This window comes from Chitinophaga jiangningensis, assembly GCF_900142605.1.
Classification (GTDB): Bacteria; Bacteroidota; Bacteroidia; order Chitinophagales; family Chitinophagaceae; genus Chitinophaga; species Chitinophaga jiangningensis.
On record NZ_FRBL01000005.1, the window covers coordinates 594,004 to 619,423 of the forward strand.

A 25,420-nucleotide genomic window follows, 5' to 3' on the forward strand; every position below is an offset into this window, starting at 1 on the left:
GGGCCGGGAGCCTGCTAAAGGTATATTCATCACCGTTAGAGCGCGGTAACTTCCAGTATGTTACTGGTGAGCGATGTTGCACGTGGAACCAAATTTAATCCAACAGTCATCAGGAAATCGCCACTATACGACTGATTGAATTTTAAATTACTGTTAGTACCGGGGAAGAGGTTAATTTCCTTCACGGTATACTGCTGTTTCGGATCCAGGCCCTGTAGTTTTACATTTGAGAAAACTTCTTTTCTGCGCACGTTCATCAGGTAGTTAAAGACAATTGCTTTTTTCTTATCGTTGTCCACATATTGGAATACGGCTCTCTCTTCTTCATACGGCGAGATAATACGATAGAGGTCCCCATACCAGATGATATCACGTATACGGTTATACGTTTTTACTGCCTGCTGGCTGAATTGCATTTCTTTCTCTGTAAAGGCATCTACTTTGATATCATAACCGAGCTTGCCCATCATAGCCACGTCTGTCCTGAATTTCAGGGATTGCTTACCCCAGTTGGTAACATGCGCAGCCATGGTAATGGAAGGGAAGAAGTGGCTGTAGCCATATTGGATATAAATGCGTTCGAGACCATCGGTGTTATCACTTGGCCAGAACTCCGTGAAGTATTTCATGGCGCCATAATCGGTACGTCCACCGCCACCAGAGCAGAGCATAATAGGCAGGTGTGGATATTTAGCCCTTACCTTGTCCATTACTTTATAAAAGCCACGTACATAGTCAATGAATAACTGAGATTGGTTTTCTTTCAGGTAAGGGCTGTAAGTATTCGTCATCATACGGTTACAATCCCATTTAATGTAGGCAATACCTGGATTGCCGGACAATGTTTTATCCACAATGCCATATACAAAGTCCTGCACAGCCGGATTGGTAAGGTCCAGCACCATCTGGTTACGGTAGTAATGTTCGCTGCGGTTAGGAAGGCGCAGGACCCAATCGGGATGCTGTGTGTACAGTTCACTTTTCGGGTTTACCATTTCAGGTTCCAGCCATATGCCGAATTTAACGCCTTGCTTTTCTGCGGCTTTCACGAGGTAACCCAAACCATCAGGGAGTTTGGTTTTGTTTGGTTCCCAGTCGCCCAGGCCTGCATTATCCGCATTGCGTGGGTATTTATTGGCAAACCAGCCATCGTCGAGGAGGAACATATCCACACCCAGTTTGGCCGCGCCGCCGAATAATTCGCTGAGTTGTTGCTGGTTAAAGTCCATACCGGTGGCTTCCCAGTTATTGAGTAAAGTAAGGCGCGGGGTATGACCATCCAGGATACCATATTTCACCGCCCAGTGATGAAGGTTGCGGCTGGCAGTACCTTTACCTGTATTAGACCAGGTAAATATGAATGCAGGTGTGGTAAATACTTCTTTAGGCTGCAGCAGGTAGTCGGAGGCATATGGGTTAATGCCCGCGTTAATGTGCAGTGCGTTGACCTGATCTATTTCAAAAGCGAAGCGGAAGTTACCCGTCCAGGCGAGGGTGCCGGCGAGCACTTCGCCGCTGTTTTCTGCGGCGGCATTGTCGAGGGAGAGGAGGAACATGGGCGACATATACATGTTAGCGCGACTACCGAGCTTACTGTCCAGTATTTTCATACCGGCGGTAAGTGGTTGTTCTTCCATTTTCACTTCGCTGGCCCAGTCGCCATGAAATTGGGTGAGATAATATTTGTCCGCGTTGAAATGCAGCATAGCGCTGGAATAATCCGTCAGGCGCAGTGCTTTCTTTTCCTGGTGTTTAATTTCTGACCATGCCTTTACGATGTCTTCATTATAGAAGCTTTCGAAATGCAGGATAACGTCTACCGGGTATACGGGATCTTTTAAAGTGATGGTTGTTTCCGTGACGTTATCGTCCTGTTTGGTCACTTTATGGGACACGTACCGAAGTTCCAGGGAGGGATTACCATCGTTATGAACCAGGCGGATGGCGGGTTCGAGCAAGCTTTCAAGTCCTGCTGTGATGTACGCCTCCTGTGCCGACCGGGTAGCCGTATCAGCATTTTCGGGTTGTAATTTAGCGCCGAGGTATTGCTGGATGAGCCTTCCCTGGCTGTTGGTGGAATAGAGCAGGCTAACGTTGCGGGTGGCAATTCGTATGAGCTGTCGTTGTGCATAGCTGCTGCCGGATGTGAGTATCAGCACCAGAAAGAGTAGTTTCTTCATGCGTATTTTTTTCAAACGGGAGAATTATAAGCGTACAAAATACAAATAAAAAAATAGGGAAGGCGGACATTATCTATCGGGAAAAAAATTACTGTCTGGAGAAATAAAGTAGAGTTTGTTAACAACCAATAAACAAATCGCTTTTGTAGAAGCTGTTAATTGCAAAAATGATAACCCTTAAAATAACTTAGAAAGCCATGTTTGTTGCCCGGCAGAAGCTATTTGTGTTGGTAAGTTTACCACATAGCGGTATATACGACACCGCACACAGGATATTTCAGCGTTCAAGTTTTTTCCCTTTTAAGGGACCAATCCGGTGCGCCGGGTTTGGGGAGGCATTGTTTGCGGTGTTAAATGTGCATAATTACCGGTTATCCACAAGAGAATACCTTAGGGAGTTAAGGCGTTTCTTACGCCGTCATGGGGGCAAGGAGGTCCACCTGGTATTAAACCTGGTATTGTATACGGAAGGAACGCATGCCATGGGAGAGGTGATCAGGGAGTTAAACCGGACGAGTCTGGATATACATTACCTGGTACTGCAGAGTAATTATATAAACAGGCAGGTGATGTCCTCTGAGCTGCTGGCTGTATTAAAAGGCTGGATAAAGCAGGGGACGGTGCATGTGAATGATACGCTGGTAATGGGGTCGCAGATTCGGCTGGATCAACGTGCGGAAGAACTGTGTGCCGTGATACGGCAGGTAGTGGCTTCGTAGATACGGTATAGTGAGTCGCTTTGCAAAAACGCAATAAGAGCGGCTTAAATGGAGTGTTTTACTTTCTGGGTATAACCCGAGAGGTGGGAAGGTATTGGCGTATTTTAAGGCTTGCAGAACGGTTTACAGGAGTTCTGTGAGTGTGTGATAACCGGCGGCATTGGTATGGCTCCGGATGGGGTGGTATTGGGTTATTTGCCAGGGAGTTTTTGGATTTTAGAGAGATATGACTGCCTCGGAATCAGCGCATGATCCGGATGGGATGGTATTGGGTATTAGCCAGGGAGTTTTTAGGTTTTAGAGAGATATGACTGCCCCGGAATTAGCGCATGCTCCGGATGGGATGGTATTGGGTTATTAGCCAGGGTGTTTTTAGGTTTTTATAGAGATTTGAATGTCTCGGAATCAGCGAGTGCTCCGGATGGGCAGTATTGGGTCATATGCAAGGGAGTCTTTGTTTTTTATAGAGATATGACTGCCGCGGAATCAGCGAATGCTCCGGATGGGCAGTATTGGGTCATTAGTAAGGTGAGTTTTTTGGTTTTTATAGAGATGTGAATGCCACGAATCAGCGCATGCTCCGGATGGGCGGTACTTGGTTATTAGCAAGAGAGTTTTTAGGTTTTATAGAGAAATGAATGCCCCGGAATCAGTGTATTAACCGGATCTTTTATTTTGGGGCAGCTAAATTTTGGACCATTACATCCTGGATAACGTCCAATGCATCATTGGCGGAGCCCAGGATATTGTATGCGAAAGGAAATAGTTTTTTCTGATAGTATTCAATAAATCCATGCTGAAAGATTGATCTGTTTTTCAAACTTGTACGCTGAAATGCGAAAGGGTTTTTAAAGTGCAAATGTTGGGGGTTTCTTCCTTTACACAATGGCGTAAAATGGTAATACAATGTCGCCATATGGTAACAATGCCGCCTATAGTCTGCTTTAGCTTTGTGGAAACAAAAACCTAAAGCTATGACACTTAAAAATGTATTATTAATCAATGGGATCAGTTCAGGTATCACAGGTTGCTTATTAGTGGCAATGCCGGCCTTTTTTGCCAATCTGTTTGCTGTCAGCAACACTACACCTTTTAGTGAAGTAGGGATTTTCCTGGTATTGTTTGCGCTGTTTGTACTCATTGCAGCCTTCAGAAATCCTGTACAAAAAAGCTGGGCCAGGTTGATTACCGGTTTGGATATCACTTGGGTAATTGCTAGTGTGGTACTTGTAGCGATTGTTTTTTCTTCCATCAGCGTTATCGGCTCAGTTTTAATTGTTGGGGTGGCTGCCTGGGTTGGGCTGATGGCTTTTTTACAGGGCAAAACACTGCGCAACGCCTGATGTAGGCTGAGATATATGAAGAAGTGGGATGATAATCGTTAGCTTATTCAGTTTGGCTTTACAGAAAGCATCACTTTGAGGAGCTGTATAATTGAAGGAGTGAAAGTAGTAGTTAGTAGGTACTGGTATAAAACACAAAAGCCTCACATTGCTGTGAGGCTTTTTCGAGTGGTGTGAGGCGGGATCGAACCGCCGACACAAGGATTTTCAGTCCTTTGCTCTACCGACTGAGCTACCGCACCATCTTTTTTGTGTGTCCATCTCGTGTGATGGGATTGCAAAAGTACATTAAAAATTGATTCTGCAAAATTTTTTTTCAAACTTTTATAAAAAAACTTTTTCGTCGAGGATGGCAGACCATAACTGATGCCTCCAAACCAGCGACTGTTGGGCATATTGAGCTGCTTCGTTCCATTTCCCTTCGTCGGTGCCGCAGAGTTCCTGCACCATCTGCATCGCTAATTGACTGTGATGATCACCATCCACTTCAATATGTCTTTCCAGATAATAAATGAAAGTGGACAGCTTGCCTGGGAACTTTTTATCCAGATCTTTTACAAGCGCATAGAACATGTCGGGAATGAGATCCTCCCGGCCAAAAGTGAATACGGCAGCCATCACATGCGCTTTGCCGGACGCAATTACGTCAAATGTAAAATTCAGGAATCCTTTTACACCTTCCGGTAAATCTGCGGCAGCAATGCTGTCTTTAATGCCTGTACCGGACATGGCCGCCTGAATCAGGGCCTGTACCGCAGTGGTATCGGCACCAGCCTGCTGCATGGCTTTTTCGTACAGTTCGAAGTGGCTGCAACGATTACCGTCCATATCCACATCGCTTTCTTCTCCGGTAACGATTTCATTGATCAGGTAACGGGTGGCAGCGCTGCCTTTCGGTACCCAAGGTACATCCACGCAGGTGAGTTGCTGTTGCAGTCCTTTCAGGAGCGACATAAAATCCCATACTGCAAATACGTGGTATTGCATGAAGGTGCGAACGTCATCCAACGTCTGCAATTGTGCATAAAGGGGGTGTGCAACAACCTGCGCGCGTGCAGGAGCAATAGTTTCCTGAATCTTGTGTATGCTCATAAGAAGGTTTCGGTTTGCTTAGTTTCCGTACTCTACCAGGAATTTAATACGCATCAGTTTCAGCTGTTCCAGGGTGTAATCGTTTTCAATCAGTTCCTCGCGGGCGAGAGCCAGGCTGGATGTTTCACAACCTTTAAAATATTCCATGATTTCGTCCTGTGCATAGTCGTCCAGCTCTTCGTCCAGGCAATAATCCACATTCAGTTTGGTACCGCTGGCTACGATGGTTTCCATTTCGTCCAGCAGTTTGGGAATAGTCAGCTCTTTGTTTTTAGCGATGGTTTCCAGCGGGATTTTTTTATCGATGTTCTGAATGATAAATACTTTCAGACCGCTTTTGTTAACCACGCTTTTCATCACGAAATCATCCGGTTTGGTGATATCGTTTTCTTCTACGTATTTGGCTATAACGTCCACGAATTTCTTACCGTAGCGCATTGCTTTCCCTTTGCTCACGCCCTGGATTTTTTCAAGTTCCTGAACGGTGGTAGGGTATTGGGTAGCCATGTCTTCCAGGGAGGTTTCCAGGAAAATTACGAATGGCGGGAGATTTCTTTCTTTAGATACTTTTTTGCGAAGCTCTTTCAGCAGTTCAAACAGTACAGGATCAGCAGAAGCCTGTTGTGCAGTAGCTTCGTCCTCATCTTCGCTGTGCTCTTCGTCGAACTGATGGTTAAGCGCCACCATGATGGAATATGGCTTCTTCAGGAACTTCGTACCTTTTTCTGTTACTTTCAACAGACCATACTCTTCAATATCTTTCTCGATCAGGCCTTCCAGCATCATCTGACGCAGGAGGGAATTCCAGAAGTGAGCATCAAACTCTTTTCCTTCTCCGAAGATTTCCAGTTGATCGTGGCGATAGGTGGCAATCTGAGGGCTTGTTTTGCCCGTGATAATGTTTACCACATATTCGGAGCCAAAGCGTTCTTCCAGCGCCTGAATCGCCTTTAAAGCGATAACTACGCGGTTTTTAACTTCAATCTTCTCCTTAGGATTACGGCAGTTATCGCACTGACCGCAATTTTCGGTTTCATATTTTTCCCCGAAGTAGTGGAGAATCACCTTACGGCGGCAAACGGCGCTTTCAGCGTAGGCAACGGTTTCGTTGATCAGCTGTGCACCCATTTCGCGCTCGCTCAGCGGTTTATCACGCATGAGATGCTCCAGTTTCTGCACATCCTGGTGGGAATAGAAACAGATACAGTTGCCCTCGAGGCCATCACGGCCGGCGCGCCCTGTTTCCTGGTAATAGTTTTCCAGGCTCTTAGGGATATTGTAGTGAATAACAAAACGAACATCGGGTTTATCAATGCCCATCCCGAAAGCGATGGTGGCTACGATAACTTCCACATCCTCATGCAGGAACATATCCTGACGCTGTGCCCTGGTAGCCGGGTCCAGGCCGGCATGATAAGCTACTGCCTTGATATTGTTGGCTACCAGCATGTCTGCCAGTTCCTCCGTGGTTTTGCGGTTCAGGGTGTAGATGATGCCGCTTTTGCCTTTATGCTGGTGGATGTATTTTACAATTTCCTTGATGGTAACATCTTTCTTCCGTTTCTGCCGGATCTCATAGTAAAGGTTAGGGCGGTTAAAGGAAGATATAAAGATGTTCGGTGTATTAAGGCCGAGGTTTTTGACAATATCGCTCTGCACCTTCGGTGTAGCCGTGGCGGTCAGCGCAATGATTGGCAGGTTATCGGATATTTGTTCAATCATTTCCTTCAGGCGGCGGTATTCCGGTCTGAAGTCGTGCCCCCATTCAGAAATACAGTGCGCCTCATCCACCGCAATGAATGAGATTTCCAGATCCCTGAAAAAGTCCAGATTTTCCTGTTTGGTAAGTGTTTCCGGTGCCACATACAGCATTTTTGTTTTGCCGGAGAGCAGGTCCGTCCGTACTTTCTTGATTTGCGCCTTGGAAAGGGTTGAGTTGAGAAAATGCGCCACGTTATCCTTACTGCTGTAACCACGAACCAGGTCTACCTGGTTTTTCATTAAAGCTATAAGGGGAGAAACAATGAGTGCGCAGCCGGGACTCATCAGAGCCGGCAACTGGTAACATAACGACTTACCTCCACCGGTTGGCATGATCACAAATGTATCTTTGCCAGACAGGATGCTTTTTATTATGATTTCCTGATTTCCTTTAAAGGAATCGAACCCGAAATGTTCGCGTAATGCATCCATCAAACTTTCCTTAACAACAGCCATTGCATTTCATTTTATACGGTAAACTCTAAAGAACTAACAAATGACAAATTTAGTTTATATGTTTTTTAGGGGACACGAAGTTACTTAAAAAAGTGCGGACGGGCAATATTAAATAACTAGAGTTCCCTTGCTGGGTAAAAAATGATAAATTTGTAAATCGTCATGAAAAGGAATTTAACTATAGATATAGGTCAGGTTGCCAAACGCACAATAGCAGTGGAAGCATCAGCTATCAATGATTTGCAGCAGTTTATAGATGCAGATTTTGAAAAGGTGGTGGAATTGATCGCTACCTGCGCCGGTCGCCTCGTAGTTACAGGCATCGGAAAAAGTGCAATTATTGGCCAGAAAATAGTTGCAACCCTCAATTCAACCGGTACCCCGGCGCTGTTTATGCACGCCGCCGATGCCATACATGGAGACCTTGGCATGATCCGCCAGGATGATATTGTGCTCTGTATCTCCAAAAGTGGGACTTCTGCCGAAATAAAAGTATTGGTGCCACTGGTCAAAAACTTCGGTAATACCCTGGTGGCCATGGTGGGCAACACAGCTTCTTTTCTTGCCACAGAGGCTGATTACGTGTTAAATACCACTGTTACACAGGAAGCCTGCCCCAATAACCTGGCACCTACCACCAGCACCACCGCACAGCTGGTTATGGGAGATGCCCTGGCAGTTTGCCTGATTGAATGGCACGGTTTTACCGCTGCTGATTTTGCTAAGTTCCACCCGGGCGGTGCATTAGGAAAAAAACTATATCTCAAAGTGCAGGACCTCTGCAAGCTGCATGAAGCACCTAAGGTGCTGCTGACCAGCTCATTACGAGATGTTATAGTAGAAATTTCTTCCAAAATGCTGGGCGTCACTGCCGTGCTGGACAACCAGGGAAAGCTCTGCGGTATCATCACCGATGGGGATTTAAGGAGAATGCTGGAGAAAAATGTACACACGGAAACAGTTACCGCACAGGATATTATGTCCAGCAATCCTAAAACCATTCAACAGGATGAGCTGGCTATAAATGCCCTGGAGATGATGCGCAAAAATGATATCACGCAGCTGCTGGCCATGGACGGCGACAGGTACAGTGGTATCATACATTTACATGATTTAATCAGAGAAGGAATTATATAAAATGACACAACTTAACAGCCACTTTTATGTGGCAATAATGGCGGGTGGCATTGGAAGTCGATTTTGGCCCCATAGTCGCACTGATAATCCCAAGCAGTTCCTCGACATCCTGAATACAGGAAAAACACTGCTGCAGTGGACTTATGAAAGGTTTGCCCAATTTATTCCAAAGGGAAATATTTATGTTGTTACCCATCATCAATATACTTCCAAAGTAGCAGAACAGTTGCCTGAGCTGCCTTTTGATAACATCGTAAGTGAGCCTTCCCGGAAGAATACTGCCCCTTGCGTGGCTTACATCTCCCATAAAATAAATAAGCAGGATCCTAAAGCCAATATTATTTGTGCCCCGGCAGATCACCTGATCCTCGACCCTACGGCTTTTACCAACGCCTGCCTGAACGCTCTGCTGTTTGTACAAAAACACAGTGCACTGCTCACCCTTGGTATTAAGCCTACCCGCCCTGACACCGGTTATGGCTATATCCAGTTTGAACCACAACAGGTAGCAGACGATGTATACCAGGTTAAAACGTTTACAGAAAAGCCCAACCTGGAACTGGCTAAAACATTCATCCAAAGCGGCGATTTCCTCTGGAACGCCGGCATCTTTGTATGGAATGTAAAAACCATCCTCGCGGCTTTCAAAAAATACCTGCCTGAAATCGACGAACTGTTTGAAGCCAGTACGCCGTATCTCAATACAGGAGAAGAAAAAGAAGCTATAGAAAAGGTTTATCCGCAATGCACTAACATCTCCATAGATTATGGTATCATGGAAAAAGCGGATAACGTATATGTAATACCTTCCAATTTTGGTTGGAGTGACCTGGGAACCTGGGCTTCCGCTTATGAAAACATTGAAAAGGATTACCTGGGAAATGCCGTACAGGGAAAGAATGTGGTGGTAATTGACGCTACTAAATGTATGGTTAAAGTTCCTAACGAAAAATTAGTATTGCTGCAAGGGCTGGATGAAATGATCGTGATTGATACGCCTGATGTGCTGCTGATCGCCAAAAAGGATCACGAGCAGCAGATCAAGGATTACGTGGCAGAAATCAAAAGAAACAAAGGCGAAAAGTTTTTATAAGCGCACACTATGTCTAAGCTGCCAAACGTAGGCACTACGATCTTTTCTGTGATGTCGGCCCTGGCCGCAGAACACAAAGCCATCAACCTCTCACAGGGATTTCCTGATTTTGATTGCAGCGATGAGCTGAAAGCATTTGTAAACGAAGCCATGCTGCAGGGGCATAATCAATATGCGCCAATGCCGGGCCTCCTTCAATTGCGCAGCGCCATTGCAGAAAAAGTGGAACAGCTGTACCAGCAACAGGTAGATCCGGAAACTGAAATTACAATTACGCCCGGTGGTACTTACGCTATCTTTACTGCTATTGCAACGTATATCCGTCCGGGTGACGAAGTAATTATTTTTGAGCCTGCATACGACAGCTATATTCCCAATGTGCTGGTAAACGGAGGAAAGCCGGTACTGATCCCGCTTTCTTTCCCTGATTACCGCATCAACTGGGAAGAGGTGAGAAGTAAAATCACTCCTAACACCCGCATGATTATGGTGAATACTCCCCATAATCCTACCGGTAGCATCTTACAGGAAAATGATATAGCAGAATTGGAGAAGCTGGTAGCGGAGTTTGATCTGCTGGTATTATCGGACGAAGTATATGAGCACCTGGTTTATGATGGCGCGCTGCACCATAGTATTCTGCGTTATCCCAACATTTTCCGCAATAGTTTTGTGACGTTCTCCTTCGGCAAAGTATTTCATAATACCGGATGGAAAATGGGCTATTGCATAGCACCTAAGCACCTGATGCAGGAGTACAGGAAAGTGCACCAATACCTGTGTTTTTCTGTCAATACCCCTATGCAGTACGGACTGGCGAAGTTTCTCGAAACACCCTCGCATTACCTGGAGTTACCATCTTTCTATCAACAGAAAAGAGATTACTTCCTGGAACTGATGCGGGATACGCGTTTTACACCACTGGCAAGTAAGGGTAGCTATTTTCAACTGATGAAGTACGACAGAATTTCAGATGAGGGAGATAAGGAATTCGCTACGAGAATTACCCGCGAGTTTGGCGTGGCTGCTATTCCCGTATCCGCATTTTACGAAAACGGGAAAGATGACCATGTAGTGAGATTCTGTTTTGCAAAGAAGCAAGAGACTCTTGAGGCCGCAGCTGCGCGCCTGGCAAAGATTTGATCTTATTTATCATAAGCGAAGAGGAGGCTGTTAATAACCTGTCGGACAATCACCCCTAAATAGATTATCCGAAACGGTTAATAACGCCTCCTTTCTTATTTGAACACAGACATTCCTTCTTTGAATATAAAAGAGCGTATGGTTACACAGCTACTGCTGCGGCCTCTGGCTCATATTTCCCTTCCAGGATCAGGGTATGATCCATGAATGAAACCACGCCGGTTTCTACATCGTAGGAAGCACCAATAATGCCTATTTCTCCTTTCAGAATCATATCGCGCAGGATAAGGCTTTGTTCCATGATCGCCTGCACGGAGCGTTCCACATGCAGTCTGGATACCGCTTCCACAAATTCGTGGTTATGTGAATTTCTTTCTCCGGGAACATTTTTAACAGCAAATACTGCCGGTGTGATTTTACCCAGTAAGGCGGTGAGGTTGCCCAGTTCCACATGGTCGCAGGCACCTTTAATGGCACCGCATTTAGTATGCCCCAGTACCACAATAAATTTGGAACCGGCTACCTTGCAGGCATATTCCAGGCTACCCAGCACGTTTTCAGAAATTACGTTACCTGCCAGGCGGATGCTGAAGATATCGCCCAGGCCCTGATCAAAGATCAGTTCAGCGGAGGTGCGGGAGTCCATGCAGCTAACGATTGCTGCCATAGGCCACTGCCCGTTGGAAGTATCGTTCATCATTTGCAGGAGGTTACGGTTTACACGCAGGTTCTCCACAAAACGGAGGTTACCGGCTCTCAGTAATTCCAATGCCTGCTTAGGTGTAATATTTGCCTGTGCTTCTTTATTGAGTGTTTTCATTTTTTTCACATTTTGTCAGTTAGTTAAATAATCGATGATGAAGGGCATGGCTTCCGTGTTTTCTCCTATCATCATTATGCATAAGTTTAGTTCAGTTGTAATTCCTTCAGTAAATCGTTATGATTTCCTGACGCGATCGTATGCACATGACCGTTAGTAATACGGGTTTGTTGCTCGTTGGTCAGTGAAGGAGAGTTCTGAATCTTGTATACGTCTTTGAATCCTGTCAGCACCACCTGAATATTTTTCTGAGGTGCTTTGATTTCTTTAAACTCCCGGATCGTTTGCAACACATCGAAATCTATATAAGCAGTTTTATTAGCGTCGATGATTACAGTCGTATTGGCAGGGAGATGATCCAGTGTCAGCAGGATGCTGGCTTTATTCAGGAAGGAAACTTCCTGTGCCAGTTCAAGTCTGATACTATCGCCGGACTGGTATTTCTCTTTTCTGAAGTAGTAAGAGCTTTTCATGTTGCCACGGAGGATGGCGAGTACACTTACGGCCATACCCAGGGCAATACCGATCAGCAGGTCAGTAAATACGATAGCTACCACAGTTACCAGGAAAGGCACCCATTGGTATTTGCCGTTTTTGAACATCTCCCTGAAGATGGAAATTTTACAAAGCTTATAACCTGTTACCAGCAGTACGGCGGCCAGTGTAGCCAGCGGGATCATGTTCAGGAATGGGGCGATCAGTGCAGTACAAACCAGCAGCAAGGTACCATGGATCATGGTCGACAGCTTGGTGCGGCCGCCTGCGTTGATGTTGGCACTGGAGCGAACGATTACCGAAGTGATAGGCAAACCACCGATCAAACCACTAACGATATTACCAATACCCTGGGCTTTTAGCTCACGGTTAGGAGAGGTATAGCGTTTCAGCGGATCGAGTTTATCAGTAGCTTCTACGTTCAGTAATGTTTCAATGGACGCCACAATTGCTACAGTGACGGCGGTGATCCATACTTCCTTGTTAGTGATGGCAGAAAATCTTGGTAAGGTAAACTGCCCCAGGAAGTCATCAAAACTAGCAGGTACAGGTAATCTTACCAGGTGATTGTCGCCCAATGCCAGCACGGCGCTACCTGAAAAGGCCATGTTCAGCAGGATACCTGCGATTACGGCCACCAGTGGCGCCGGCACGACGCTGACTTTGGGTAATTTGCTCCAATACAGAATAATAAAAATAGAAACTATGGTTATAATGGTAGCCCCCAGGCTGATATGGTTAATAGCGGCCAGCAGTGTGTTTTCGGCATCTATGAATTCATAGGTGCTTTCACTGCTTTTGTCGTAGCCAAAAGCGTATGGCAGCTGTTTCATAATAATGATAATACCGATGGCAGTCAGCATACCCGTAATTACGTTAGACGGGAAGTAGTTAGCCACGGTGCCGGCTTTCAGCAGGCCAAAGGCCAATTGGATTGCACCGGCAATCACTATACTCAACAGGAAGATATCGAAGGCACCCAGTTTGGTAATAGCGGCAAGTACCACAGCGGTTAAACCGGCTGCGGGTCCACTCACGCTGAGATTGGAGCCACTAAAGAAGCCGATTACGATACCACCAATGATACCGGCGATCATACCGGAGAACAGGGGAGCACCCGATGCCAGGGCTATACCCAGACACAGGGGAACAGCGATGAGAAAAACCACAAGACCTGCAGAGAGGTCGCCTTTTATATTCGAGAAGATGGAAGTCTGTTTGTTCATGGCATTAGAATTTTCACTTTAGGGATCAGGCTTCCGGATAGCAATACGAAGCGTACTGCAACCGTGGAAGATTACCTACAGGAATAATGAGCTACATGGAACGGACAAGACAGTCGGTTATACACACGAGTACCTTTAAGTGTACAGGTATGGACACACGAGTCCGCGTAGCGACAAATGAGCGTTAAATAAAAAATGTTTGATTAAAGACTGTACGTTAGCGTGCGTGTACAGCTGATACTATGTGTTATAATCAGGCAAGGGAGCCATTTGGAGGGGGACAGTGTATTTCCTGGGCAGGACTGCTGGGAATATCTTCGTTGGAATGAAAGCGGTTAAGTTTGATTTCCAGGAGCAGATTCCCTCGTAAGAGGTCATCCGCATGATGGCAGAATTTGAGTTCCTTGGCGAGTTTTAAATGGTCGCCACCTTCAACCGGATGTTCTTCCACAATCTGGTTATTGAACAGTATTTTTCCTACCTCCTTTATCGGGAGGAACTGAGACACCATCAGTGTCAATAGAAATATACCAATAACCCTTTTCATCTTAATGCTTTAGCAATGAAGAAATTTGATAGCAAATAACTGCATCCGCTAATGTTCAATACATGTGTTTACGTCCGATACAAATGTAAATTAGGGAGTTGAGAAATAATATCACTAATCCATTAAAAAAATGTTAAAGCGTTTTAACAGATTTTCATCCCTATTATTTTACCGCTCATCCCAATTAATTAAATTAGTAATATTTTATATATTTCTAGGGAGATGTAATACCCGCTTAGGTTTAATGCTAAAGTATGGGTAATATTTATAACAAGTTATTTTGTTTTCCATGGTATTGTGTATTGCATAGTAGTGTAAAAGTCGTATGTTTGTATCGTAAAGTTGAAAATAGCTATCACAACCACCATTAATAATTATTAAAGCTCACTTGCCATGAACATCGACAACACACAATCACAGATGAGAAAGGGCGTGCTGGAGTTTTGCATCTTGTCCATTATCAAGCAGGGAGAAGCTTACCCATCAGATATAATAGAAAAGATGAAAGAAGCTAAACTGGATATTCTGGAGGGAACACTTTATCCTTTGCTGACAAGACTCAAAAACGCGGAATTGCTTACATACCGCTGGGTAGAAAGTAGTTCCGGACCCCCTCGGAAATATTTTTCCATGACCGAAAAAGGAGAACTCTTCTATAAGGAATTGGAAAGCACCTGGAACGAACTGGCTAACGCCGTTCACCAGCTGACACAAAATAGTAGTACCATTTAATCAACCTTTTACCTAAGACCGAAACCCAAAAGAAATGAAAAAGATTATTAACATAAACCTGTCCGGCAGACTGATTCCCATCGAGGATAGTGCCTACGAGGTACTTCGCCAGTACCTGGACAGCCTTAAGCGCTATTTTGCGAAAGAGGAAGGTGGCGACGAGATCGTGACGGACATTGAAGCACGTATTGCGGAACTGTTCAACGATAAATTGAAAAACGGAGCCCATTGCATTACGGATGCCGATGTGGAAGCTGTTAAACTGTCGATGGGTACACCAGAGCAGTTTGATGAAGACGCTCCAAAAGATCAGCACCAGCAACAGAGCTTTGCCGGTGCCGCCCCAGCCGGCGACCGCCCGCGCAAACGTTTCTACCGCGATCCGGAGGATAAGGTAGTAAGTGGTGTATGCGGTGGTTTGGGTGCTTACTTCAATGTGGATCCTGTTGTATTCCGTATCATATTCACCTTACTGGTACTCGGTTCCTTTGGTGCTGCTGCCATTGTATACATCGTGCTGTGGGTTTCCGCTCCTTACGCGGAAACCTCCGCCGAAAAGCTGGAAATGAGAGGGGAGAAGGTGGATCTTAATAACATTAAAAACACGGTGCAGGAAGAAATGCACAATGTGAAAAACCAGTTTGCCAAAGCAGGAAATGATATCAAAAATTTTTCTCAGGGCCGCGGAAGGCAAATAGGTAATGACATTGAACGATTCTTCCTGGGTTTCTTCAGAGGACTTGGAAAAGTAATAGTAGCGATCACTAAAAGCTTCTTTATTTTCTTCGCAGTGGTAATCCTGTTCTGCCTTATTGTAACAGGTATTGCCCTCATCGTTTCTTCCGCGGCCCTTGTTCCATTGCAACACCTCGTTTTTGCCAACGGTACACAGGTAGTGATGTTCTGGGGTAGCTTAGGCCTGATCATCGGTATACCGGTACTGGCCCTGGTCATCTTCCTGGTACGTAAAGCCACCGGCGCAAAGCAAACATCCCGTTTCGTAGCACCAACACTGGCCTTTCTCTGGATCATCGGCCTGGTAACAGCCGCCGGCCTCGCCTCTTCTTTCGTAAGAGATGTGCGCAGAAGCTCCACTACTACGGATGTATTCAATGTGGCACAGCCGCCGGCAGGCAAACTTCTCGTGAAGCTGGCAGATAAAGATTATATCTACCACGATGATGATATCGAATTCGGCATCTTCGATGATGATGTTCGTATCACCGGAGATACTACGGTAATCAATGATATCCGTGTACGCCTCGAGAAAAGCAATACAGACAGCTTCCAGGTAGAAGTGCTGCGCTATGCGAAAGGCCGCACCAACGGAGAGGCCGCCGCCAATGCAGAAAATATAGTGTTCCAGTTATCACAACAGGATTCTGTACTCTACATTCCACGCGGATTTGGCCTCCGCGAAGGTTCCCGCTACCGGGTACAACGGGTAGTGGTAGTCATCAAGGTGCCAAAAGGCAAAAACATCGATGTGGATAACGAAGTGTATCGCCACTTCTCCTTCAGATCGCACAGCAAGTACGATGATGATTACTTCTATGACCGCGTATGGCGCGATGAAGATGGTCGCAGTTCATTGGAAGTTACCCCAGGCGGCGAAATAAGGGAAAAGAACAAAACCCAACCCGCCAATAAAGATTCATTAGAAACCAACTATAAATATCACAGCAGTTTTAACATTGCTTTGCCAGCCCCAAATACCGCCCAGGAACCTGCGTAAATGGTCTCCGGAAATCAATACAGTAGTCTTACTAAATTGATTGTAAGAGTGTTATAAATTAAACTATCGGCCATGCTGTACTTCGTGTCACAGCATGGCTTTTTGTTTGCCGCTTATCGCTTTTTTCCCGATTGGATCATTCCCCCTGCTTTTTAATGTTTAACTTTGCGCATTCGGCATCAATCATATTATTAAACAACAGGATAGGTAAGGAATGCAGGATTCATTAAACATCGCGCTGGTAGGAAACCCGAATAGTGGAAAAAGCTCCCTTTTTAACGCTCTTACAGGGCTGAACCAGAAGGTCAGCAACTTTCCGGGCGTTACTGTCGATAAAAAGACAGGTGTGGCTAATATTGCTTCGGGACTTACGGCCAATGTGATTGACCTGCCTGGTACCTACTCCCTCTATCCTAAAAGCGCCGATGAATATGTTACCTACGATGTGCTGATCAACGTCAATGCTTCCGAAGCGCCGGATATGGTCATCATCGTGGCGGATGCCTCTAACCTTAAACGCAACCTCCTCTTCTGTTCCCAGATCATTGACCTGAAAATGCCGGTGATCATTGCGCTCACCATGATGGACATTGCCCGTAAGAAAGGCGTGGAAATCGATCTGGATGGACTGGAAAGAGAGCTGGGGGTGCCGGTAGTGGCCATCAACCCAAGAAAAAATAAAGGTCTCTCTGAGCTTAAAAAAATCATAGACCAGACAGCTAAAGGAAACTACGCTGCACCTGCCCGTGATTTTATCAACAATAGCGCACTCGCAAAAGAAACGATCGAGGAGGTAAAGAAATACACCCTTTGCAGAAGTGATTATGCCGCGCTCCACGTAGCTGTAAACAGCGATGAGCTTAACTTCCTCAACGCAGGACAAAAAGAAGCCATCAAAAAGGCGGTACAACAGCACCAGTTCAATAAAACCAAAGTACAGGCAGAAGAGATCATGCAGCGATACGCCCGTATCAAGCATATCATGAAATCCACCGTGGTGGAAGCCGATCCGTTACAGAAACAATTGCGTTCTGAAAAAATTGACGACCTGCTGCTGCACCGCTTTTGGGGATATGTAATACTGCTGGTGGTGATGTTCCTGTTGTTCCAGAGCATCTTCTGGCTGGCAAGTTATCCACAGGACTGGATAGAATCACTGTTCGGTAACCTGGGCGGATGGTTATCATCTACCTTACCGGAAAATAAACTGAGCGATGTACTCATCAACGGTATCCTGGCCGGTATCGGGGGCTTTGCCGTATTTGTACCGCAAATCGCCATCCTCTTTGGCCTCATTACCATTCTGGAAGATACCGGGTATATGGCGCGTATCAGCTTCCTGACGGACCGCCTCATGCGCCAGGTAGGCCTCAACGGTAAGTCGGTAATGCCGCTGATCAGCGGTGTCGCCTGTGCCGTACCCGCCATCATGGCCACAAGAACCATCGAAAATAAAAAAGAACGCCTCATCACCATCCTGGTAACGCCGCTCATGAGCTGCTCCGCCAGGCTGCCTATTTATACCATGATGATCGCCCTGGTTATACCAGATAAACGTTTCCTCGGTATCCTCAGTTTGCAGGGATTGGCAATGATGGGCTTATACCTGCTCGGTTTCTTCATGGCCATCTTCATTGCGGCACTGATGAAATTGTTTGTGCGCATTAAGGAAAAGAGCTACTTCATCATGGAGCTTCCTGTGTACAGGGCGCCAAGATGGAAGAACGTAGGTATTACCATGCTGGAGAAATCAAAGATCTTCGTAACAGATGCCGGTAAAATCATTGTGGTAATATCGGTGATCCTTTGGTTCCTGGCTTCTTACGGTCCTTCCAAACGTATGGACCCCATCCATCAGAAATACGAACCGCAACTGGCTGCGGTACCTGCCGACTCCCCGGCGGCCGACAGCCTGAATCATATGTACTCCTCCGAAAAACTGGCCAACTCTTATGCCGGTATCCTTGGTCACGCTATTGAGCCAGCCATTGCGCCACTGGGCTTCGACTGGAAAATGGGTATTTCCCTGATTACCTCTTTCGCCGCCAGAGAAGTATTTGTGGGTACTATGGCTACGTTGTACAGCGTAGGAGAAAATGAGGAAGATAACAATGCCACGCTCCGCGAGAAAATGGCATCTGCCAAAAGACCTGATGGTACGCCGGTATACACCCTGGCCACCGGTTTAGCCCTTATGATATTCTATGCTTTTGCCATGCAATGTATGAGTACCCTTGCTATCGTGAAAAGGGAAACCAAATCATGGAAAATACCACTGTTCCAGCTCGTGTACATGACCACACTGGCCTATGTTTGCAGTTTTATCGTTTATCAGATTTTTAAATAAGGCTGCCCGATAATTAGGTACATTGCAGGAAATGTTATGTACTATGAAATGGCTCTTTTTCTGCGCCAGCATCCTGTTTGCAGTGCCGGCAGTGGCACAGACAGATTCTGTACAACTGATGAAAGACATCAGTACCCTCGCTGACGATAAATACGAAGGCCGTAAAACCGGCACCGCAGGCAACCGCCAGGCGCAGTTCTACCTGCTTAAAAGATTCCAGGAAGCGGGGCTGCAACCCTATCACAACACGTACGAGTATCCATTCTATTTCAAGCGTGGCGAAACCAATATCATGGGTACTAACCTGTACGGCTATATTCGCGGCAGCGATAGTAAGGTGATCGTGATTTCCGCCCACTATGATCACGTGGGTATTGGCAAGCCCAATCAGCAGCAGGACAGCATTTATAACGGGGCAGATGATAATGCCTCCGGGATCGGTGGTTTATTAGCTATCGCCAGTTACTTCAAACAACACCCGCCAAAACATACGCTGATATTCCTGGCTGCGGACGCAGAAGAAATGGGACTGCAGGGCGCCAAAGCCTTTGTGGCCCGCCCTCCTGTGCCTTTGCAGGATATCGTGCTGAATATCAATATGGATATGATTGCACATAACGACAAAGACGAACTATATGCCTGTGGACCAACAGTAAACCCGCAACTCAAGCCGGCAGTGGAAAAAGTAGCAGCGCGTAGCAATATTAAATTATTAATCGGGCATGATACGCCGGATACCGGCGCAGACAACTGGATTAATCAAAGTGACCAGGGGGCTTTTAACCAGGTAAAAATTCCCTTTATCTATTTTGGGGTAGAGGATCATGTAGATTATCACAAACCTTCAGACGAGTTTAAAACGATTAATAACTCCTTCTATTTCAGGGCTGTAAATACAATTCTGGATGTAATCAGGGAGTTAGACTAAAAAAATTCAGGGAGATATCAGGCGCCGCATGCGCCTGATATCTCCCTGAACATATAAACGCTTCAGGAGAGAGCTGATTTTATTTCACCTTCGGGAAAATCATGCCTTTGAACTGATTCGCCTTATTGTAGAATTTAGAGATGGTTCCAAGCCTGTTCGACTCTGTATTCGCCAATCTGCCCAATGCGCTGGAAGGCACTCCCATATCCGTCAGGGCTGCTCTCAGCATGGGATCCTGGAAGCTACCCCAGTCATAGGCGTAATCATCGCCAGCCTGCACATTCGGTGTAAAGCCATCAAAATAGTCCCCTTCATTTTTAGAATTTAATGATTGCATGTTGATGCAATACATATCGATTTTACCGATGGTAACAGCGATAAATCCAACAGGTTTACCATAGGAGGTGCTTCCAATCATGTGTGGATTCATGGAAGGTTTCAGTACGTTGAACAGCAGTTCACTGGACGAGGCGGTATTTCCGGTCATGATGAAGCTGAGATTCGTAAGGGCCAGCCCACCGGTAGCACCGAAATTGGTTTTAGCGTAGGTGGTGGCTTCCGAATAAAAAATATCGGCCCATAAATCATCCGGATAGTCAGGAACGGCCTTCATGGCTTTAAAGAACCAATTGAAGTTTTTATTAGTGACCCTCGAATTGAAAACAGTGGAATACATTAGCTGATTAGCCACGGAAGCCGGGGCCAGTTTGCCTGCCAGGTATTCCGCAGTGGAAACGTAGCCGCCACCGTTGTAGCGCAGGTCGATAATGACCTTGGTAACTCCGGCTGTTTTGAAATCGCTGAAAATGGTTTCAAACTGGGCTTTAACCACGTCCGGCGCTACGAAGGTGTTAAATACAATATAACCGATTTTGCTGCCGGCCAGGTCGTATACCTTGCTGAAGAGGATAGGGTTTAAGTTGTATTGTGTAGCCGCGATGGTAGTGGTAAGCGTAGTACCGTCGGGTTTAGTAAACACGAAATTGGCAGATTTGGCACTGAAAGCGTTGTTGAGCGCATCTTCGGTGGCCTGGTTGCCGTAGGTAAAGGAAGTGGTACCGTTTACGGCAGACATCTGCCAGCCTCTTTTAATACCGGCTTTATCTGCAGGCGAGCCTGGGTATACATACACTACACGCAGTTCTGATCTGGTTTGCCAGCCAATCTGGAATCCGAGATCGCCGGCATGGCCCTGCAGCACATCAGCGGTACTACCATCGTCGAGGAAGCTGTATTTATCGAGGTTGCCGCCGTTGCTTTTCTTTTTGAACCCGATCAGGGAGTCGAACATGGTATACGGACTGCTGTAGCTATCTGGCTTAAAGGTAGCGGAATCCGGAACGGCGTCTGTCCATAAATAGATGTCTTTAAATATATTAAATATACTATCGTTGGTAGATATCTTAGACAGCGAATCAGTAGGAGTGCCGGGGTTTCTGGCCATATCCTTTTTGCAGGCAGTCATAAGGAGGCTAATCACGGCGACGCCGGTCAGCAGGCGCCACAAAAGACTTGGTTGCATATGTAAAGTTTAAAGCATGTGAAAGGTGTATTCCGTATATAGATAACGCTAAAGATTAAACGATAATTATGTGTCAAAGTTTAACGCGGTCCAGGCGGAAATGTATTGATGTCGTTCCCTAGTTCTTCCGGGAGATTACCGTTATTTTTCAGTGCTATCGTCACTTTATCATGCCAGGAGGCCTGTGCTGCTGCATTCATGCCACTGTGGGTGTCGCGATCGAAGGCATACTGGAGCCGGTTCATTTCTCTGAAAGCCTCAAGGTATTGAAATTGTATAACACTATCATAATCATCCCGGTTCAGCGCAGTTTGTTTTAATCGCTGTTTAAACCGCTCTACTACCAGCCGGGTGATGTCAAAATGAATCTGTTCATGTGTCAGCCCGTAAGTGGTGTTATTCCCGGGTTTTACCCAGCTGGCACTTTTTATAAAAAATACTTGTAATAACAGGGAGATGTGAAGGGTATCCTTATACACACGGCTGCTGCCTTCGTAGGAGAAGCTGGTGTAGGATACAGCGGCACTGGGCCCGGAGAGAGGCGGTTTGCCTGTAAAATCGCTCCAGGAAAGTTTCCGGTAAGGAGCGTAGTAGATTGTGTCCGAATCAGCCGTGGAAGGTTGTTCCTGGAAGTGAAAATCCAGGGATACAACGGTATGGCCGGCGGAAGTCAGCTGTTTGTTGTTAGTCCCGCTGCCAGCGGGAAAAAGCAGCAACAAAAACAATATGGAAGGAACAGCAATCATCGGATTAACTACCTGCTAAAATTAGTGCTTTTAACAATCCCTTTCCGCCGAAAACGGGCTTTTTTCCGTAATTTACGAATCAACCAAAACAATCGCACATGTACGGCGGAGGATACATTTTTGAAGAGCCCAATAACCGTCAGGTGAGGGAAGAAAAGATCCATGATGAGCCGGAGAAGCTGGCTGCATTTGAAGATCGTATAGCCAGGGGAGAGAAGATAGAGCCCGGCGACTGGATGCCGGCAGAGTACCGGCGGCAGCTTATTCGTTTAATCGAACAACATGCTCATTCTGAGATCATTGGCGCCTTACCGGAAGGCACCTGGATTACCCGTGCCCCGGGATTTAAGCGTAAGCTGGCGTTAATCGCCAAGGTGCAGGATGAGATCGGCCATGGTCAGTTGCTGTATAATGCGGCTGAAACCCTTGGCAAAACGCGGGAGGCCATGATTAACGATCTGTTGAGTGGTAAATCCAAATACTCGAACGTGTTTAACTACCCGGCTAAAACCTGGGCGGATGTAACTGTGATAGGATTCCTGATTGATGCGGCTGCTATTGTAAACCAGGTGGCTAATTCCAAAGGCTCTTATGGTCCTTACTGCCGCGCGCTGGAAAGGATTTGCTACGAAGAAAGTTTTCACCTTAAGCAGGGTCACGATGCCTTTATTGAACTGGCCACCGGAACACCGGCACAGCGGGAAATGCTGCAGGATGCGCTCAACCGTTGGTGGAAGCCTATCATGCACTTTTTCGGACCTCCGGATAAAACCAGCCAGCACAGTGAGAAGCTAATGCAATGGAAAGTGAAAATGGCCAGCAACGATGATATGCGTAACCAGTTCCTGGATATGTATGTCCCAAAGATCTGGGAGCTTGGGCTTACCCTGCCTGATCCGCTGCTGCGCAAAAATGCGGAAACAGGCCGCTGGGAATATTCCGATCCCGACTGGGACGAATTTTTCAGGGTGATCAACGGCGGCGGCCCTTGTAATGAGGAACGCCTCCAGGTAAGGAAGTGGGCAGAAGAACATGGCCGGTGGGTACGCAAAGCGCTGATGAAGCCGACGGAAAAACATACCCTGCCTGTAGCCTGATTATTTTAAGCTCCAAATTCAGCAAACCAATCATGTCTTTAGATCCACGTGTAAACAGATTAAAACTAGGCGATCCCAATGCCGTAATAAAGGTAGAAGAAGGGGAGAACTGGAATGTATACGAAGTATTTCACCAGGAAAAAAGAGGTGCGCACCATGAACACGTAGGCTGCGTACACGCCCCGGATCCGCAGATGGCACTCATCTTTGCCAAGGAACAATTTGCCCGCAGAAAAAAATGTGTAAATCTCTGGGTGGTAAAAAGCGCCGATATCCTGGCTTTTGATGTGGAAGATGAGGATATGTTTGCCAACAACCTGGAAAAAACATACCGTGATGCCAGCGGCTTCAAGGTGATGGAAAAGATCAACAAATTCAAACAATCATCCAAAGGAACTACTGATGTTAAATAACGCAATAACAGACCTGATGACAAAAATGGCCGATGATGAACTGATTCAGGGTCATCGGAATTCGGAATGGACCGGACTGGGGCCTGTTATGGAAGAAGATATTGCCTTTTCGTCCATGGCACAGGATAAGATCGGCCATTCGTGGGCGTTATACAGGATTATAGAAGAAAACCTGGGCGGCAGGCAGGCAGACTTGTTTGCTTTTTGTCGCCCTGAAAACGAATATAAATGCTGCCACCTGGTAGAATATCCTAACTCCGGCTACGACTTCAGCCTCATGCGGCATTTCCTTTTTGACCAGGCGGAGGCAGTGCGGTATGAAAGCATGCTGGAAAGCAGCTTTGAGCCACTGCAGCAACTCAGCAGAAAAGTAAAAGGAGAATTGAAATACCATACCCTCCATGCAAATGCCTGGGTGATGCAGCTCAGCAAAGCCGGTGAAGAAAGCTATGACCGGATGCAAACCGCGTTGAATGAAATCATTGCGCTGGCTGCCGGCATCTTCGAACCCGGTAAAGCGCATGAGCAGGTGTTAATTGACGCGAAGGTATATCCAGGGGAAAAGGAATTATATAACCGCTGGCTCGACAGGATTTATCCCGTGCTGGTAAAAGCATCGTTGAACCTGCCGGCGCTGGAATCCATTACGCCTGCCTATGGCGGCCGTAACGGACAGCATACACCTTACCTGGCGCCATTATTAAAAGAGATGGGAGAGGTGTTTAACCTGGATACCGCAGCTAACTGGTAATTTATGACAATGGAAATTACCATAGAAAATATTTATAATTCACTGCAACAGGTGATGGACCCGGAAATACCCGTATTAAGCGTGGTAGAACTGGGCATGATCACCGATGTAGTGCTACAGGATAACGGGGCGGAGGTGCATATGATTCCAACATTTGCAGCCTGCCCCGCTGTTTCCTATATACAGCGGAATATCCGGGAGCACCTGGAGCGTGACCTGCATATATCCGTTACCGTGATTGTGGATAAACACATCACCTGGAACAGCAACCGGATCACGGCCGAAGCCAAAGTGAAGCTGGCGCAATTTGGCATAGCGCCGCCTAAGCGGTTAGCCGGTGAGGTGAGTGAAGAGTTATTTGTGGAAGTTCCCTGTCCGCATTGCGGCAGTACCGATACTTACTTGCGGGCCCCTTTTGGTTCTACGCTTTGCCGGGCTATACATTTTTGTAAATCGTGCGGACAGATATTTGAGCAGTTTAAGCCGCTGGAATAAGCAGGATTAACGGAAATGCCTATTTTTACACGCATTAGTTGATGTGCCATTGGCAAATTTATAGATGAAACATGAAGATAGGCTTGTATTTTGGGTCTTTTAATCCTATACACACGGGGCATTTGATCATTGCCAATTACGTTGCGTACAATACTGATCTGGATAAAGTGTGGCTGGTGGTATCCCCTCAAAATCCACTGAAGCCATCCTCTACGTTGCTTAATGAGCACGACAGGTTTCACCTGGTGGAACTGGCCATTAAGGACGAATCCAGGCTCAGGGCGAGCAACATAGAATTTTCCCTGCCCCGGCCTTCGTTTACTGTAGATACCCTGGCTTACCTCGGGGAGAAATTTCCTACCCAGGAGTTTTGCATCATTATGGGTAGCGATAGTTTCCAGAATCTTCCCCGCTGGAAAAATTATCAGCACATCGTAAGGAACTATCCCATATACGTCTACCGCCGCCCGGGCCATGAAATCACGGAAACACATGGCGCCCGCCTGGAAGTGCTGGACGCCCCTATGCTTGATATATCTGCAACGGATATACGAAAATGGATTAAGGAAGGTAAGTCCGTACGTTTTATGGTGCCGGACAATGTGATTTCCTACATCGCTGAAAATAATTACTACAAATAGG

22 protein-coding genes and 1 tRNA gene are annotated in these 25,420 nt (G+C 46.3%); 14 read left to right on the forward strand and 9 right to left on the reverse strand.

Annotated elements, in window-relative coordinates:
- Positions 1 to 35: 35 nt before the first annotated feature.
- Positions 36 to 2,180, reverse strand: coding sequence for an alpha-galactosidase (locus BUB18_RS15315; RefSeq protein WP_073082627.1), 2,145 nt, complete (start codon positions 2,178 to 2,180; stop codon positions 36 to 38).
- Between the two features lie 458 nt (positions 2,181 to 2,638).
- Here BUB18_RS15315 and BUB18_RS29390 point away from each other — a divergent pair, with 458 nt between their 5' ends.
- The gene (locus BUB18_RS29390) at positions 2,639 to 2,899 is read left to right on the forward strand and encodes a hypothetical protein (protein WP_143159958.1); all 261 of its coding nucleotides are present in this window, start codon (positions 2,639 to 2,641) and stop codon (positions 2,897 to 2,899) included.
- Positions 2,900 to 3,849: 950 nt separating this feature from the next.
- Positions 3,850 to 4,242, forward strand: coding sequence for a hypothetical protein (locus BUB18_RS15330; RefSeq protein WP_143159959.1), 393 nt, complete (start codon positions 3,850 to 3,852; stop codon positions 4,240 to 4,242).
- Between the two features lie 169 nt (positions 4,243 to 4,411).
- On the opposite strand, the gene BUB18_RS15335 is transcribed toward BUB18_RS15330, so the two are convergent.
- From BUB18_RS15335 to recQ, 3 genes are all read right to left on the reverse strand, one after another.
- Positions 4,412 to 4,484, reverse strand: a tRNA-Phe gene (locus BUB18_RS15335).
- 82 nt (positions 4,485 to 4,566) lie between these two features.
- Positions 4,567 to 5,334, reverse strand: a complete 768-nt coding sequence (locus tag BUB18_RS15340) for a DUF3050 domain-containing protein (RefSeq protein ID WP_073082635.1) — start codon at positions 5,332 to 5,334, stop codon at positions 4,567 to 4,569.
- Positions 5,335 to 5,352: 18 nt separating this feature from the next.
- Entirely contained in the window at positions 5,353 to 7,551 is a 2,199-nt protein-coding gene (gene recQ / locus BUB18_RS15345; RefSeq protein WP_073082637.1) for a DNA helicase RecQ, read from the reverse strand.
- A 162-nt stretch (positions 7,552 to 7,713) separates the two neighbouring features.
- On the opposite strand from recQ, the gene BUB18_RS15350 reads away from it, so the two are divergent.
- From BUB18_RS15350 to BUB18_RS15360, 3 genes are read left to right on the forward strand one after another with little or no spacing between them, the layout of a single operon-like run.
- Positions 7,714 to 8,688, forward strand: a complete 975-nt coding sequence (locus BUB18_RS15350; protein WP_073082639.1) for a KpsF/GutQ family sugar-phosphate isomerase — start codon at positions 7,714 to 7,716, stop codon at positions 8,686 to 8,688.
- Between the two features lies 1 nt (position 8,689).
- Complete coding sequence (locus BUB18_RS15355; RefSeq protein WP_073082641.1) at positions 8,690 to 9,781, forward strand: mannose-1-phosphate guanylyltransferase; 1,092 nt, start codon at positions 8,690 to 8,692, stop codon at positions 9,779 to 9,781.
- Between the two features lie 9 nt (positions 9,782 to 9,790).
- Positions 9,791 to 10,924 carry a methionine aminotransferase gene (locus BUB18_RS15360; protein ID WP_073082643.1) on the forward strand — a complete coding sequence of 378 codons (1,134 nt, stop codon included), beginning with the start codon at positions 9,791 to 9,793 and terminating at the stop codon, positions 10,922 to 10,924.
- Positions 10,925 to 11,066: 142 nt separating this feature from the next.
- Here BUB18_RS15360 and BUB18_RS15365 read toward each other — a convergent pair whose 3' ends face one another.
- The 3 genes from BUB18_RS15365 to BUB18_RS15375 all read right to left on the reverse strand — a co-directional run bounded on the left by BUB18_RS15365 (position 11,067) and on the right by BUB18_RS15375 (position 14,012).
- Positions 11,067 to 11,744 (reverse strand): carbonic anhydrase family protein, encoded by a 678-nt coding sequence (locus tag BUB18_RS15365; protein ID WP_073082645.1) that lies wholly within the window; start codon positions 11,742 to 11,744, stop codon positions 11,067 to 11,069.
- An 86-nt stretch (positions 11,745 to 11,830) separates the two neighbouring features.
- Positions 11,831 to 13,465: a SulP family inorganic anion transporter gene (locus BUB18_RS15370; RefSeq protein ID WP_073082647.1), complete on the reverse strand. Its 1,635-nt coding sequence runs from the start codon at positions 13,463 to 13,465 to the stop codon at positions 11,831 to 11,833.
- Between the two features lie 253 nt (positions 13,466 to 13,718).
- Positions 13,719 to 14,012 carry a hypothetical protein gene (locus tag BUB18_RS15375; protein WP_143159960.1) on the reverse strand — a complete coding sequence of 98 codons (294 nt, stop codon included), beginning with the start codon at positions 14,010 to 14,012 and terminating at the stop codon, positions 13,719 to 13,721.
- 393 nt (positions 14,013 to 14,405) lie between these two features.
- Between BUB18_RS15375 and BUB18_RS15380 the strand changes: the two genes are divergently transcribed.
- From BUB18_RS15380 to BUB18_RS15395, 4 genes are all read left to right on the forward strand, one after another.
- A complete protein-coding gene (locus tag BUB18_RS15380; RefSeq protein WP_073082650.1) occupies positions 14,406 to 14,744 on the forward strand; it encodes a PadR family transcriptional regulator in 339 nt (112 codons plus the stop codon).
- A gap of 34 nt (positions 14,745 to 14,778) precedes the next feature.
- On the forward strand, positions 14,779 to 16,479 hold the full coding sequence (locus BUB18_RS15385; RefSeq protein ID WP_073082652.1) for a PspC domain-containing protein: 1,701 nt from the start codon (positions 14,779 to 14,781) through the stop codon (positions 16,477 to 16,479).
- Between the two features lie 214 nt (positions 16,480 to 16,693).
- Positions 16,694 to 18,826, forward strand: a complete 2,133-nt coding sequence (feoB, locus tag BUB18_RS15390; RefSeq protein WP_073082655.1) for a ferrous iron transport protein B — start codon at positions 16,694 to 16,696, stop codon at positions 18,824 to 18,826.
- Between the two features lie 43 nt (positions 18,827 to 18,869).
- A complete protein-coding gene (locus tag BUB18_RS15395; RefSeq protein WP_083550062.1) occupies positions 18,870 to 19,754 on the forward strand; it encodes a M28 family peptidase in 885 nt (294 codons plus the stop codon).
- Between the two features lie 79 nt (positions 19,755 to 19,833).
- Here BUB18_RS15395 and BUB18_RS15400 read toward each other — a convergent pair whose 3' ends face one another.
- Both BUB18_RS15400 and BUB18_RS15405 read right to left on the reverse strand, forming a co-directional pair.
- Positions 19,834 to 21,276, reverse strand: a complete 1,443-nt coding sequence (locus BUB18_RS15400; RefSeq protein ID WP_083550065.1) for a S41 family peptidase — start codon at positions 21,274 to 21,276, stop codon at positions 19,834 to 19,836.
- Positions 21,277 to 21,356: 80 nt separating this feature from the next.
- Positions 21,357 to 22,022, reverse strand: coding sequence for a hypothetical protein (locus tag BUB18_RS15405; RefSeq protein WP_073082664.1), 666 nt, complete (start codon positions 22,020 to 22,022; stop codon positions 21,357 to 21,359).
- Positions 22,023 to 22,120: 98 nt separating this feature from the next.
- Here BUB18_RS15405 and paaA point away from each other — a divergent pair, with 98 nt between their 5' ends.
- The 5 genes from paaA (at position 22,121) to nadD (ending at position 25,419) form a co-directional block, all read left to right on the forward strand.
- Complete coding sequence (gene paaA / locus BUB18_RS15410) at positions 22,121 to 23,119, forward strand: 1,2-phenylacetyl-CoA epoxidase subunit PaaA (RefSeq protein WP_083550070.1); 999 nt, start codon at positions 22,121 to 22,123, stop codon at positions 23,117 to 23,119.
- Positions 23,120 to 23,151: 32 nt separating this feature from the next.
- Positions 23,152 to 23,532 carry a 1,2-phenylacetyl-CoA epoxidase subunit PaaB gene (gene paaB / locus BUB18_RS15415; RefSeq protein ID WP_083550073.1) on the forward strand — a complete coding sequence of 127 codons (381 nt, stop codon included), beginning with the start codon at positions 23,152 to 23,154 and terminating at the stop codon, positions 23,530 to 23,532.
- Complete coding sequence (gene paaC, locus BUB18_RS15420; protein ID WP_073082666.1) at positions 23,522 to 24,283, forward strand: 1,2-phenylacetyl-CoA epoxidase subunit PaaC; 762 nt, start codon at positions 23,522 to 23,524, stop codon at positions 24,281 to 24,283. Before paaB ends, paaC begins: the two co-directional genes overlap by 11 nt.
- A gap of 3 nt (positions 24,284 to 24,286) precedes the next feature.
- Positions 24,287 to 24,778 carry a 1,2-phenylacetyl-CoA epoxidase subunit PaaD gene (gene paaD / locus BUB18_RS15425; protein WP_083550074.1) on the forward strand — a complete coding sequence of 164 codons (492 nt, stop codon included), beginning with the start codon at positions 24,287 to 24,289 and terminating at the stop codon, positions 24,776 to 24,778.
- Positions 24,779 to 24,849: 71 nt separating this feature from the next.
- Positions 24,850 to 25,419, forward strand: a complete 570-nt coding sequence (gene nadD / locus BUB18_RS15430) for a nicotinate (nicotinamide) nucleotide adenylyltransferase (protein WP_073082672.1) — start codon at positions 24,850 to 24,852, stop codon at positions 25,417 to 25,419.
- Position 25,420: the final 1 nt, after the last annotated feature.

Coding starts and splice junctions, on each gene's coding strand:
- BUB18_RS15315 (WP_073082627.1), bottom strand. CDS start 2,180: ATGAAGAAACTACTCTTTCTGGTGCTGATACTCACATCCGGCAGCAGC.
- BUB18_RS15340 (WP_073082635.1), bottom strand. CDS start 5,334: ATGAGCATACACAAGATTCAGGAAACTATTGCTCCTGCACGCGCGCAG.
- recQ (WP_073082637.1), bottom strand. CDS start 7,551: ATGGCTGTTGTTAAGGAAAGTTTGATGGATGCATTACGCGAACATTTC.
- BUB18_RS15350 (WP_073082639.1), top strand. CDS start 7,714: ATGAAAAGGAATTTAACTATAGATATAGGTCAGGTTGCCAAACGCACA.
- BUB18_RS15355 (WP_073082641.1), top strand. CDS start 8,690: ATGACACAACTTAACAGCCACTTTTATGTGGCAATAATGGCGGGTGGC.
- BUB18_RS15360 (WP_073082643.1), top strand. CDS start 9,791: ATGTCTAAGCTGCCAAACGTAGGCACTACGATCTTTTCTGTGATGTCG.
- BUB18_RS15365 (WP_073082645.1), bottom strand. CDS start 11,744: ATGAAAACACTCAATAAAGAAGCACAGGCAAATATTACACCTAAGCAG.
- BUB18_RS15370 (WP_073082647.1), bottom strand. CDS start 13,465: ATGAACAAACAGACTTCCATCTTCTCGAATATAAAAGGCGACCTCTCT.
- BUB18_RS15375 (WP_143159960.1), bottom strand. CDS start 14,012: ATGAAAAGGGTTATTGGTATATTTCTATTGACACTGATGGTGTCTCAG.
- BUB18_RS15380 (WP_073082650.1), top strand. CDS start 14,406: ATGAACATCGACAACACACAATCACAGATGAGAAAGGGCGTGCTGGAG.
- BUB18_RS15385 (WP_073082652.1), top strand. CDS start 14,779: ATGAAAAAGATTATTAACATAAACCTGTCCGGCAGACTGATTCCCATC.
- feoB (WP_073082655.1), top strand. CDS start 16,694: ATGCAGGATTCATTAAACATCGCGCTGGTAGGAAACCCGAATAGTGGA.
- BUB18_RS15395 (WP_083550062.1), top strand. CDS start 18,870: ATGAAATGGCTCTTTTTCTGCGCCAGCATCCTGTTTGCAGTGCCGGCA.
- BUB18_RS15400 (WP_083550065.1), bottom strand. CDS start 21,276: ATGCAACCAAGTCTTTTGTGGCGCCTGCTGACCGGCGTCGCCGTGATT.
- BUB18_RS15405 (WP_073082664.1), bottom strand. CDS start 22,022: ATGATTGCTGTTCCTTCCATATTGTTTTTGTTGCTGCTTTTTCCCGCT.
- paaA (WP_083550070.1), top strand. CDS start 22,121: ATGTACGGCGGAGGATACATTTTTGAAGAGCCCAATAACCGTCAGGTG.
- paaB (WP_083550073.1), top strand. CDS start 23,152: ATGTCTTTAGATCCACGTGTAAACAGATTAAAACTAGGCGATCCCAAT.
- paaC (WP_073082666.1), top strand. CDS start 23,522: ATGTTAAATAACGCAATAACAGACCTGATGACAAAAATGGCCGATGAT.
- paaD (WP_083550074.1), top strand. CDS start 24,287: ATGACAATGGAAATTACCATAGAAAATATTTATAATTCACTGCAACAG.
- nadD (WP_073082672.1), top strand. CDS start 24,850: ATGAAGATAGGCTTGTATTTTGGGTCTTTTAATCCTATACACACGGGG.